This is a genomic window from Micromonospora lupini str. Lupac 08, assembly GCF_000297395.2.
Taxonomy (GTDB): domain Bacteria; phylum Actinomycetota; class Actinomycetes; order Mycobacteriales; family Micromonosporaceae; genus Micromonospora; species Micromonospora lupini.
Genome location: NZ_HF570108.1, coordinates 4,700,418 through 4,712,283 on the forward strand (window position 1 = coordinate 4,700,418; position 11,866 = coordinate 4,712,283).

The 11,866-nt window shown below is 68.5% G+C and carries 10 protein-coding genes; 2 read left to right on the top strand and 8 right to left on the bottom strand.

Annotated features, from left to right (window positions below):
• Positions 1 to 120: 120 nt before the first annotated feature.
• Positions 121 to 699, top strand: coding sequence for a DM13 domain-containing protein (locus MILUP08_RS22540; RefSeq protein ID WP_007461951.1), 579 nt, complete (start codon positions 121 to 123; stop codon positions 697 to 699).
• 136 nt (positions 700 to 835) lie between these two features.
• Here the strand turns inward: MILUP08_RS22540 and MILUP08_RS22545 are convergent, their stop codons facing one another.
• Together MILUP08_RS22545 and MILUP08_RS22550 are read right to left on the bottom strand one after the other, a co-directional pair.
• Positions 836 to 2,326 (bottom strand): RICIN domain-containing protein, encoded by a 1,491-nt coding sequence (locus tag MILUP08_RS22545; protein ID WP_237747164.1) that lies wholly within the window; start codon positions 2,324 to 2,326, stop codon positions 836 to 838.
• A gap of 66 nt (positions 2,327 to 2,392) precedes the next feature.
• Positions 2,393 to 3,832 carry a glycoside hydrolase family 43 protein gene (locus tag MILUP08_RS22550; protein ID WP_007461955.1) on the bottom strand — a complete coding sequence of 480 codons (1,440 nt, stop codon included), beginning with the start codon at positions 3,830 to 3,832 and terminating at the stop codon, positions 2,393 to 2,395.
• Between the two features lie 590 nt (positions 3,833 to 4,422).
• Here MILUP08_RS22550 and MILUP08_RS22555 point away from each other — a divergent pair.
• Entirely contained in the window at positions 4,423 to 5,727 is a 1,305-nt protein-coding gene (locus MILUP08_RS22555; RefSeq protein WP_051066030.1) for a ricin-type beta-trefoil lectin domain protein, read from the top strand.
• A 107-nt stretch (positions 5,728 to 5,834) separates the two neighbouring features.
• On the opposite strand, the gene iolB is transcribed toward MILUP08_RS22555, so the two are convergent.
• The 6 genes from iolB to MILUP08_RS22585 all read right to left on the bottom strand — a co-directional run bounded on the left by iolB (position 5,835) and on the right by MILUP08_RS22585 (position 11,839).
• Positions 5,835 to 6,659, bottom strand: a complete 825-nt coding sequence (iolB, locus tag MILUP08_RS22560; protein ID WP_039908580.1) for a 5-deoxy-glucuronate isomerase — start codon at positions 6,657 to 6,659, stop codon at positions 5,835 to 5,837.
• 47 nt (positions 6,660 to 6,706) lie between these two features.
• The gene (locus MILUP08_RS22565) at positions 6,707 to 7,891 is read right to left on the bottom strand and encodes a glycoside hydrolase family 88 protein (protein ID WP_007461958.1); all 1,185 of its coding nucleotides are present in this window, start codon (positions 7,889 to 7,891) and stop codon (positions 6,707 to 6,709) included.
• An 84-nt stretch (positions 7,892 to 7,975) separates the two neighbouring features.
• Entirely contained in the window at positions 7,976 to 8,653 is a 678-nt protein-coding gene (locus MILUP08_RS22570; RefSeq protein ID WP_051065784.1) for a hypothetical protein, read from the bottom strand.
• A 5-nt stretch (positions 8,654 to 8,658) separates the two neighbouring features.
• On the bottom strand, positions 8,659 to 9,555 hold the full coding sequence (locus MILUP08_RS22575; RefSeq protein ID WP_007461960.1) for a carbohydrate ABC transporter permease: 897 nt from the start codon (positions 9,553 to 9,555) through the stop codon (positions 8,659 to 8,661).
• Entirely contained in the window at positions 9,555 to 10,418 is an 864-nt protein-coding gene (locus tag MILUP08_RS22580; RefSeq protein WP_237747166.1) for a carbohydrate ABC transporter permease, read from the bottom strand. Before MILUP08_RS22580 ends, MILUP08_RS22575 begins: the two co-directional genes overlap by 1 nt.
• A 116-nt stretch (positions 10,419 to 10,534) precedes the next feature.
• On the bottom strand, positions 10,535 to 11,839 hold the full coding sequence (locus MILUP08_RS22585; RefSeq protein ID WP_007461965.1) for an ABC transporter substrate-binding protein: 1,305 nt from the start codon (positions 11,837 to 11,839) through the stop codon (positions 10,535 to 10,537).
• Positions 11,840 to 11,866: the final 27 nt, after the last annotated feature.

Consider the following 11,866-nt stretch of genomic DNA (forward strand, 5'->3'; position numbering starts at 1 on the left):
TCGGCGCCGCGTCCGCCACCCTCGCCCTCGGTCTGGCACCCTGGGGCGTGGCAAGCGTCGTAAGAGTTCCGAAAGGGCTCGCGACCGGTCCGACGGCGGCAACGGCCGTACGCTCCGGGGGTGGGAAAAAGGATCTTCCGGTCGCGAGCGGCCTGGACCGCTCTCGCCGCCGCTGTCCTCGTGACGGCTCTTGCCCTCTACTGGTTCCAGCCGTGGAAACTGTTCACCGACACGTACGTCGACGAGGCGGTTCCCCCCGCGCGGACGACATCGGCCACGCCGACGCCAGCTCCCGCGTCCGCGGCTCCCCCGGCTTCGACAGCTCCGACGGCGACACCAGCGGGGAACGAGATCCTGACCGCCGGCGAGTTCGTTACCCATGAGCACCGGACGACCGGCAGCGCCGAGATCCACCGGCTCGCCGACGGGCGCCACCAGCTCGTGATCCGGAACCTGAGCACGTCGAGCGGGCCGGACCTGCGAGTGTGGCTGACCGACCAACCGGTCACCCTCGGCAAGGCCGGGTGGCGGGTGTTCGACGACGGCGAGTGGGTCGAGCTGGCGAGGCTCAAGGGCAATCAGGGCAACCAGGTGTACGAGATACCGGCCTCGGTCGACCCACGCGACTTCCGGAGCGTCTCCATCTGGTGCAAGCGATTCGCCGTCTCCTTCGGCGCGGCCGACCTCAGGGCCGCCTGACGCGGGAATGGCCGCGCTGGCCCGGTGCGAGGCCGACACCTCCGGCGCCGGTACGGCGCGCACCCCCGGTACCGGTCACCAGATCGGTACCGGGGGTGCGGGTCACCGTGGATCGGTCGTCACGTCGAGAAGACCGTCAGACCGCCGTGCGCGACCACTGCTGGTTGGCGCCGGTGTTGCACGTGTACTGCTTGAGAATCACGCCGTCCGCGGTCGAGGCGGCCGGCACGTCCACGCACTTGCCGCTGTGGCGGGCGCGGAGCTGGAAGTAGCTGCCATTGGTGACCATCTGGAACTGCTGGTTGGTGCCGCTGCCGCAGGTGTACTGGACGAGTTCGGCGCCGTCGGCGGTCGACGCGCTCACCACGTCGAGGCACTTGCCGCTGTTCCGGCTGACGATGCGCCAGTAGCCGCTGCCGGCGTCCTGGAACTGCCACTGCTGCCAGGCGTTGCCGCCGTAGGTGTACTGGGCGACGCGCGCGCCGTTGTCGGTGTTCGGTGACTGGACGTTCATGGCCTTGCCGCTGTGCCGCACGTCGAGCCGGTAGAACGTTCCCGTCGACGGCGGGGGCGTCGTCGGGTCGCCGCCGCCGATGGTGTCGCCCCACGCGTACCGGATCCGGTCGGCGCCGGAGGTGTTGCGGACGGTCAGGTTGAGGTCGGTGCCGCTGCCGGTGAGGGCGAACATCGAGTACCAGTCGTAGCCGATGGTGCCGGTCTTGCCGCCGAGGGCGGGCCAGTAGGTGCCGCCCATCTGGTTGTCCCGCATGACCTGGGCCATGGCCCGGATGTAGCGCACGAAGTTGTCGGTGCTGCCCGCGTCGGCGTAGTTGCGACCGTCGTTCATGGGGCCGCCGAACTCGGTCGCGACCGCGCGGGAGGCGCAGTTGCCGAGGCGTTCCCGGATGTGGCTGCGGAAGCCGTCGTAGGTCATCGCTCCGTAGAAGAAGGCGTAGTAGTGGAAGGACAGCAGCGTCGAGTTGAAGCGGCTGTCGTTGCAGATGTCGCGCAGGTCCTGGCTGAAGCCGGTGCCGCCGATCAGCACCCGGCCGGGCACCGCGGAGGTGTGGTAGCTGAGCCAGTTCGCGGCGACGGTGCGCCACTCGGCCGAGCTGTAGCCGTGCGGCTCGTTCATCGGTTCGAAGTAGACGTTGGTGTTCGAGCCGTACGTGTTGGTCACCGTGGACCACATCGTGTTCCAGGCGGCGAGATTGGTGATTCTGCCGCCGGAGGCGGCGCCGTCCTCCCAGTAGGCGAGGATGACTTTGAAGCCGCGGGCGGTGGCGGCGTCGATGGCGCCTCGGTAGGCCTCCCACCAGGCCGTACCCACCGTGTGGGTGTTGATGGGCAGCCGGACGGTGTTGACCCCCATGGTGGACGCCATGTCGTCGTAGAGGGCGTTGGCCTTGGCCCGCACCGTCGCGTTGCTGTCGGACATGCTCAGACCCTGCACGACGAGCGGGCTGGTCTTGAAGTTGTCGCCCAGCATGGCCCAGTTCATGCCGCGGAACTGGCTGGTGGCGGCAGTGGCCGGCGACGACGTGACGACGACGATGCCGACCAGCGCGGTCAGCGCGCTCAACAGAGCGATCAGGAGCCGGCGCAGCGGCCGGCTGCTCGGCGACACGTGTCCATGGGGCGGCCTTTTCCGTTTCATGACAGGTCCAATCGGTGTGGGGGTGGCGGTCGGTGGTCAGGTGGTCAGGCGGAAGGTGGCGTCGGCGCGGCCAGACGTGTCGCTGACCGGGTCGAGCCGGAGCAGGTAGCTGTAGTGCCGGATGTAGCGGTCCGGGTGGCTGTACGACTGGAACGACGTCCACGAGGAGTTGGCCAGGCCGGCGACCTGCCGGAAGGTGGCGTCGGCGGCGAAGGTGGCGGTGCCGTCGTTGGCTTCCAGCCGGAAGTCGAACCCGTAGTGGCGCAGGTAGTGGCTCGGGTAGTTGACCGACTGGATGGAGACCGTTCCGGAGCCGGCCAGGCCGGGCACCACCCGCCACTGGCCGTCCTGGGCGGGGCTGACGTTCGGGTCGATCCGCACGTCGTAGTCGTAGTGCCGCACGTACCGGTCCTGGAAGTTGTACGACTGGATCCGGTTCACCGCGGTGACCGGCCAGCGGGCGAGCACCCGGCTCTGTTCGGCGGCGGTCAGGTTGAGGATCGTTCCGTGCCGTTTCCTGGTGCCACCCATGGCGTACGAGCCGGACGCCGGCAGTCGGTAGCTGCCCGCGTTCGACGGGTCGGTGGTCAGGACCGGTAGGTAGCCGCGACCGCTGGAGTACTGATCGAGGTAGAGCGCCCATTCGTTGCGCGAGTTGAACTTCGTCCACATCGGGCCCTCGACCTGGGCTCCGGTCAGCCCGACGCCGGACAGGTTCCCGAGGCTGGTCCAGGTGCCGAGGATGGAGTTGCTGCCCTCGATGGCGATCTGACCGTCCCGGGAGGCCCGGACGTACCGGTAGACGCCGACGCCGGCCGGCACCTCGACGATCTGGGTGTCGATGATCTCCTGGCTGCCGGGCCGGTCGATGTAGAGCTGCGGCGTGGTGATGCTGCGGAAGTTCGTCGTGCGCGCGGCGTAGATGCGGTGCTTGGTCGCCCCGTTGAGCGGGACGTTCGTCGCCCAGTAGAGGACGTAGTCGCCGGTGGCCGGGTTCCAGATCGCCTCCGGGGCCCAGGCGTTGCGTCCGTCCGGGATCGCGCCGGCGACGTTCAGCAGCCACGGCGCCGACCAGTTGACCAGGTCGGTGGACTCCCACACGACGAGGTTGCGGCTGCCGTTGTTGATGGCGGCCGACCAGTCCTGGCCGCAGCCGATGCACAGGTCCGTGGCGATGATCCAGTACCGGTCACCGTTCGGCGAGCGGACCAGGGCGGGGTCGCGAACGCCACGGGTGCCGACGGTGGAGCGCAGCACCAGTCCGCCGCTGTTGAGGTCCGTCCACCGCAGGCCGTCCGTGCTGTGGGCGAGGTAGATCTGTTGGCCGGTCGAGGACTCGCCGGTGAAGTGCGCCATCAGGTAGCCGACGGTCGGGTCGAGCGCGGCCGCCTCCTTCGGCGTCGCCACCGACCAGGTGGTGAACAACAGGCACGCGGCGAGCGACACCGCGTAGAGCCGGGCGAGGACTCTCGACATCGGTCCTTCTCCTTCGCGGAGGGGCAGACGACTCGGCTGGGAGGTCCTGCGACGGGGCGGAGGCCGCTGTCGCGTCGAACCTTCGCTGGCGCGTCACTGACGACAACACCCGGGTGGACTTCACCTGTGAGCGTTAACAGCACTGAGGAGGCACGGCCCCGGGCTGTACGGCTGCGGGTGGTGGGTAATGTGCCGCGCCGGTGTCGCCGGCGAGGCAGACGCCATGTGTCCAGATCATTAAGTACTTGTTGCGGACAAGTGTTAGCGATCCCATCTAGAGTGTCAAGGCATCGAAGGCGCTCGTTCGGCCACGAATGACGTCATACGTCACACGACGATGCTAGTCTATGTGTGGCGTGGCTCACTGCCAGCCGTCGGCCCGGCGACCAGAACCGGCCACCGCGGCGTCGGCAGTGCCCTCGACGGTCCGCGAAGGACCGCCGTCGACGCCATCGCTGGCCGGTGACCCCGAACGCCAGCAGCAACAACGCACCGGCCTTTGTCCACCACCACCACCACCACCACAAGGAGGCGCAGCTGTGCCACTTCGCAAACTCTCCAGCCCCTGGATAGGGGCCGTCATGGCGGTCATGGTTCTGTTCGCCGTCGGGGCGTACGTCATCATGGCCGGCGGATCGGCATCCGCCGCCACCACCGCCGGCTGCGGCAAGGCGCCCGGCCTGAACAGCGGCACCCACACCATCCAGAGCAGCGGAAAGACCCGCAGCTTCATCCTTCGGCTGCCCGACAACTACAACAACACCTACGCCCACCGGCTGGCCTTCGGGTTCCACTGGTTGGGCGGCACCGCCGAGCAGGTCGCGTCGGGCGGCAGCGACGGAGCCCCGTGGGCCTACTACGGCATGCTCTCCCAGTCGAACAACACCACGATCTTCGTCGCCCCGCAGGGCATCGGTAACGGCTGGGGCAACTCCAACGGTGAGGACGTGACCTTCACCGACGACATGGTCCGCGTCATCGAGAACGCGCTCTGCGTCGACACGACGCAACTCTTCTCGGTCGGGTTCAGCTACGGCGGCGCGATGAGCTACTCGTTGGCGTGTTCCCGGCCGACCGTGTTCCGAGCGGTCGCGGCGATCGCGGCCCCGGGGGCGATCAGCGGCTGCAGCGGTGGCAACCAGCCAGTGGCGTACCTGGGGATTCACGGCATCAACGACAACATCGCGAACGGACGGGCGTTGCGCGACAGGTTCGTCCGGAACAACGGTTGCGCCGCGCAGAACCCGCCGGAACCGAGGGCGGGCAGCCTGAGCCACATCACCACCGCCTACTCGTGTCAGGCCGGATACCCGGTGCTCTGGGCCGCGTTCGACGGCGGCCACCAGCAGGGGCCGGTCGACGGGTGTGCCGGCTGTGAGAGCGGCGCGCGGAGCTGGGTCAAGCAGGAGGTGTGGAGGTTCTTCAGCCAGTTCGGGTCGACCGTGCCGCCGACCAGCCCTCCGCCAAGCACTCCCCCGCCGAGCACTCCCCCGCCGTCCGGCCAGCAGAACGTGCTGATCGTGGGTAACCAGTCCGGCCGCTGCATCGACGTCCCCGGCTCCAGCACCACCAACGGGGCCCGTCCGGCACTGTGGGACTGTCACGGTCGCACCAACCAGCGCTGGACCCACACCTCCAACCGCACCCTGACCGTCTACGGCAACAAGTGCCTGGACGCCAGCGGAGCGGGTAGCAGCAACGGCACGGCGGTCATCATCTGGGACTGCAACGGCCAAGCCAACCAGCAGTGGAACCTGAACTCCAACGGCACCATCACCGGAGTCCAGTCGGGGCTCTGCCTCGACGCCGTCAACTCCGGCACGGCCAACGGAACGCAACTGCGCCTCTGGGCCTGCCAAGGCAGCGCCAACCAGCAGTGGAGCACGCGCGCCTAGTGCCGCATCCGGCAACGCCGAGCCTGCCGGAGACGCGCCGCCCGGGTCCTGTCCCGGGCGGCGCGTTGCCGTCCGGCGGTGCGGACGGCCGAACGAGCCACGCATCGCTACAGCCCCACGCTGCGCAGGGTCGGCACGGTCTTGCCCACCCAGGCGAGGTCGGCGTCCTCGCGGGCGCCCTGGGTGCGTTGTGTGCCGGCCAGGAACCACAGGAAGTACGTGGTGTAGCCGGGCGCGCTGACCACTGTGTGGTAGCCCTCGGGCATCATCTGCATCACGTGGTCGCGGATGGTGACGTTCTCTTCGTACCCGTCGTCGGTGTAGACCCGGCTGATGCCGAACCCGTTCGCCGGGTTGACGCGGTAGTAGTACATCTCCTCGTGTGCGGCCTCGGCGGGCAGGTCGTCGACCCTGTGCCGGTGTGGCGGGTAGGTGCTCCAGTTGCCCGAGGGCGTGTAGGTCTCGCCGACGATGAGCCGGCGGGCGGGCAGGTCCGGTTGGGCGATCTCGGTGAGGATCTGGTGGTAGTTGCGGCCGAAGTTGGCCGCTCCCCAACGGCCGGTCGCGACCTGCTCCGGCGCGATGACATAGGGGTCGGCGGCCAGGTCGCTGGGGGCGCTGGGAAGGGCGATCTCCACGTCGGTGACGGCCTCGACGGTGATCGGGGACCCGGCCGGGAGGTAGACGGAGTGCGGCTTGCCCGAGAACACGTCCGGACGACCGCCGACCCGTGGGAAGTGGTGGCCGGCGACGGTGAAGCTGGCGGTGCCACCGAGGATGACGGCCAGGATCTCCCGGTCACCGGACTCGCCGGTCCAGGACTCGCCTGCCGACAGCCGCAGCAGGGTGAAGTCCAGCAGGCGGCAGGGATTGAAGGGCAGCGTGTTCCGGCCGTCGGAGGCGGGAATGGAGCAGTGGTAGCGGTAGTCCATGGTCACCTTTCTCAGGATTCGGGGGCGGTGCGGGTCGGTCGCGGTGGTCACCAGGGGCTGGTCCAGCCGGGGATCGTGGCGCGGGTGAGGGCTTCCAGATAGAAGTAGTCGCCCCACAGGGTTCCCTCGTCGACGCCGACGTCCTTGGGTTTGTCGTAGACGCCGTGCAGGATCAGCGCGTTGGAGACCGGATGGCCGCCGGTGGAGTAGTGGTCGATGAGCGAGCGCAGGATCTCCGCTGCGGCCGTCCGGTACCGGCCGGCGCTGGCCGGGTCGGCGAGGTTGTCGGCCAGTTCGACCAGGCCGCAGGCGGCGATCGCCGCGGCGGAGCTGTCCCGCTCCTGACCGCTGCCGTCGCCGAACTCCAGGTCCCAGTACGCGACGTGGTCGTTCGGCAGACTGGCGAGGAAGCGGTCCGCGCAGATCCGCGCGGCAGCGAGCAGCCCGGGGTCGCCGGTGTGTCGATGGTTGAGGCTGAACCCGTAGATGCCCCATGCCTGCCCGCGGGCCCAACAGGAGTGGTCGGCGTGGCCCTGCTCGGTTTCGCCGTGCAGGGGCACCCCGCTGTCCGGGTCCCAGTAGAAGGTGTGGAACGTCGTGCCGTCCGGGCGCAGGATGTGCTGGCGCAGCTGAGCGGTGTGCCGACGGGCCGCGGCGGCGTAGCGGTCGTCGCCGGTGGCCTGGCTGGCCCAGAACAGCAGCGGCGTGTTCATGAGGCTGTCGATGATGGTGCGACCCCGTTGGCGGGGATCGTTCAGGTCGCCCCAGGCCTGGATGATCCCGGCGGGTTCCAGGAACCGCGTCATCAGGTGGTCGGCCGCGGCGAGAGCCGCGCCTCGGGCCCGTGCATCGTCGGTACGGCGGGCCGGGGTGACGCAGGAGAGGGTGTAGAGAAACCCGAGGTCGTGGGTGTCCAGGTCGATGCCGCGGTTCACCCGATCGGCGAAGCTGTCCACGTGGGACAGCGCCGCACGCAGATGGCGGTCGTCACCGGTCAGGTCGTGGGCCAGCCAGAGCATCCCGGGCCAGAAGCTCGTGGTCCAGCCGACGTTGGCACCCTCGGGCTGGCCGACGCTCGGTGGCCGGAGCGGGTAGCGGTTGGCGGCGGTGGTGTCCGCGGGGTACCGGTCGCCGAAGGCGGCGATGTTCGCGTCGACGGTGCCTATCGCGGCGGCCACCGCGGCCGCCGTGGCCTCTGCGTCGGAGTTGGGACGGACGTCGGTCGCCGTCATGGATGCTGTTCTCCCTCGTGGGTCCGGTCCGGTGCCGGGCAGGTGTGTCGTCGGCGCCCCGGCTCGGCGGCCGGAACGCGGTGGTCAGATGCGCTGGGGTGCTGCCGTCGGTGGGTCGAGGGCGGCGCGCAGGGTGAAGCGGCTGTTGGCCCACACGACGTAGAGCAGCGGCGCGGCGGCGAGACCGAGAGCGATGGCGGGGCGGGCCGCCAGAATCTGGGCGAGCAGCGCGAGCACGAGCAGAGACGCGGCGGTGAGGTACCACCGACGCACCGCCAGATACACGCAGGTACGGGCCACCTCGCGCAGCGGCGCGCCGGGTCGCTCGGCGACGGTCACCAGCCCGAGCAGCGCGGTCGCGACGGTGAGCACGATCAGGGTCGCCAGCACCGGCAGGGCGAGTGCGCCGACCCGGTGGCCCCACGCGGCGCGGGCGTCGACGGCGAGCACCACCAGGGCGGTCACGGCCGCCGCCGTCCAGAGCATCGCCGGCCGGGCGGTGGCTCGCCAGGCGCGGCCGTAGGTGCGCAGCACGCCGCCGGTGTCGCCCGCCGAGTAGGCGGACATGACCGCGAAGGCCGCGCAGAGTCCTGGCGCGCAGAGCGGGGCGGTCAGCGCGTACAGGGGCCAGGAGCGCGCCGCCTCGGTGGTGAACGCGAGCGTCACCAGGGGCAGGCAACCGAGCACCAGCAGCAGGTTGGTGACGAGCGCGACGTAGATTCCGTCGAAGACGGCGGTGATGATGGTGTGGCGCGATCGCACGGGCCTCAACCCTTCAGTCCGGTCGAGGCGACACCCTCGATGAAGTAGCGCTGACCGAGCAGGAAGATGACGGCGACGGGCAGCACGGACAGCACCGAGCCCGTCATGATGAGCGCGTACTCGGCGTTGTACTGGGAGATGAAGGTGTTCAGCCCCAACTGGATCGTGCGCAACTCCGGACTACGCAGATAGATCAGTGGGCCGAGGTAGTCGTTCCAGGTGGTCGTGAACATCAGCAGGGCCAGACTGGCGAGCGCCGGCCGGGACAACGGCAGGATGATCCGTCGGTAGATGCCGTACTCGCTGAGCCCGTCGACCCGCGCCGCTTCGCTGAGCTCCTCGGGGATCGTCTCGTAGAACTGCTTCATCAGGAACACGCCGATCGCGCCGAACGCCTGTATCGCGACGATCGACCACAGCGTGTTCGACAGGTGCAGCTTCGACATGAGGATGAACTGCGGGATCATGTACGACTGCCAGGGCACCGCGATCGTCCCGACGTACGCCAGGAAGAGCAGGTTACGACCCGGGAAGCGGACGCGGGCGAAGCCGTAGGCCGCGAAGCTGCCGGTGAACACCTGCAGGAAGGTGACGGTCACCGACAGCAGCAGGGTGTTCCGCAGCCACGTCGTCATGTCCGAGCGCTGCCAGATGTCGACGTAGTTCCGCCACACCACGGGATCGGGGAGCCAGGTGATCGGGATGGTGAAGACGTCGTTGTTGGTCTTCAACGACGTCACCACCATCCAGAAGAACGGCAGCAGCAGCCCGGCCGCCGCGAGCACGAGAGCGACGTACCCGACGAGCCGCCAGCCCCGAGACCTGACACGTCGGGCGGACGTTGCGTGGTTGCCGGGCGCGGCGACGGCCGGGACGGGCGTGGAGAGGTCGGTCGCGGTCATCAGCTGTTCCTCCGCTTGTTGACCCAGAACTGGATGACCGTGATGCCGAAACAGATGGCGAACAGGACGATGGAGACCGCCGAGGCGTAGCCGAACTGGTTCTCCTCGAAGCCCTTCTGGTAGATGTACTGCGAGAGCACAAGTGTCGACTGTCCCGGTCCGCCGCCGGTCATCACGAGGATGAGGTCGAAGACCTTGAAACTTTCGATGGTGAGCAGCACGGTGACGAAGAAGGTCGTGGTTCGTAACCCGGGCAGGGTCACGTGCACGAACCGCTGCCACGGTGAGGCGCCGTCGGTCTCGGCCGCCTCGTAGAGCTGGGCCGGGATGGTCTGCAGGCCGGCCAGGAACAGCAGCATGTAGTAGCCCATGTACCGCCAGGTGCCGACGATGATGACCGCCGGCATCGACCAGGTCGCCGACGCGGTCCAGCCCGGCGGATCGTCCACCCCGACGGCGCCGAGGAGAGCGTTGATCGGGCCGTACTCCGGGCTGAACAGCTGGTTCCAGACGACCGCGATCGCCACGATCGACGTGATGTAGGGGAAGAAGGCGACGGTGCGGAAGAACCGCACGCCACGCAGTTTGCGGTTGAGCAGCAGCGCCAGCCCGAGTGCTGCCGCGAGGGTCAGTGGGATGTGGAAGACGGCGTAGTAGACGGTGTTGCGCAGTGCGGTCCAGAAGCTCGCGTCGTCCCACATCCGCCGGAAGTTTGCCGTGCCGGTCCACTCGGCCACCCCGAAGACGTTCCAGTTGGTGAACGCCACGTAGAACAGCACCACGACGGGTAGCAGGGTGAGCACGGCGAAGCCGAGAAAGTTGGGCAGGATGAACGACCAGCCGGCGACCGTGTTGCGCGACACCAGCCGCCGGTTCCTGGGTCTCGTGCGCGGCAATGTTGCCATAGGGAGTCTCCGGAAGCGTTCGGCCTGGCGGCGGGACCGGCGTACGGCGCAGGCGCGCCGGTCCCGCCATCAGCTCACTGGTTGAGAACTTCGTTCTTGGCGCGGGTCTGCGCCTTGCTCAGTTCCGCGTCGACGCCCTTGTTGTCGGAGAGGATCGCCGAATGCGTCTCGTTGAGGAGGTTCTGCAGGCCGGCGGTGTGCTTCGACACCGGGTTCTCCGGCTTGATGGTGTGCTTGGTGTAGGCGAACTTCGACAGATCGTCCTGCGGTACGCCGTCCAGCCCGAACAGGCTCGCGGTGACCGCGTCCGTGACCTGGGCCGGGGTGAGGCCGATCCCGGCCAGTGCCTTGCCGGCTTCCGGGCCGGCCGCGTACTTGAGGAAGTCCTTGGCCACGGCGGCCTTCGACTTACTGATCTTCGGGTTGATCCCCAGGCCGGTCGGGTCACCGAAGGTGACGGGCGTGGCGGAGGTGCCGGTGGTGGACTTGTCGAACTGCGGCGCCGGTGCCATCCCCCACTCGAACGTGTCGGCGTCACCGCTCTTGCGCTGGTTGAGCAGCGTGGCCACGTACCAGGTGCCCATCAGCAGCATCGCCGACTGCTGCTTGCCGAACTGCGCCTGGTAGGTCAGCTTGTTGGTCTTCGCGGTGCCGAAGGTCGGCTGCGCGCCGGCCGCCTGCAGGTCCAGTGACCGCTCGTAGTACGGCTTCATGAAGCCGAAGTCGCCGGAGAGCAGGTCCGCGTTGGGGGTCTGGGCGAGCGCGAATCCCTGCACTGTCGACTGGAAGGTGTGCTGGTACGCGCCTGTCGCGTTCGAGCCGGCCCCCTTCAGCCCGGTGTGCAGTCGCTTCGCGGCGTCGGTGTAGTCGTCCCAGGTCCAACTGCCGTCCGGCAGCGCCACCTTCGCCTTGGCGAACAGGTCCTTGTTGTAGTAGAGCACCCAGGAGTCCTGCCGGTACGGCACCGCGTACGCCTTGCCGTCCACCTGGTACGACGCGAGCGCAGGGCTCGAGCCGAGACCGGAGGTGACGTCGGAGACGTCGAGCAGCTGACCACCGCTCTGGTACGTGTAGAAGTTCTTGAGGTTCTTCATGACATAGACGTCCGGGGCGGTGCCGGCGGCCAGGTCCGTGATCATCTGGGTGTCGTAGTCGTTGCCCGGGGCGTACTCCTTGAGCTCCACCGTCACGTTCGGGTGGGTCGCCTTGAAGCCGTCGGCGAGCGTCTTGAACTCGGGCGTGGACGACAGGCTCCAGCCGGCCAGGGTGATCGTCACCGGGGCGTTGGGGTCGACTGGCTCGTCTCCGCCCCCGCAGCCGGTGAGAACAAGCGTCAGGGCCATCGCGGCGCTGATGACGGCCGGTATCGTGCGCTTCATCCCTTTCTCCTTAGGTCAGGGGCCCAC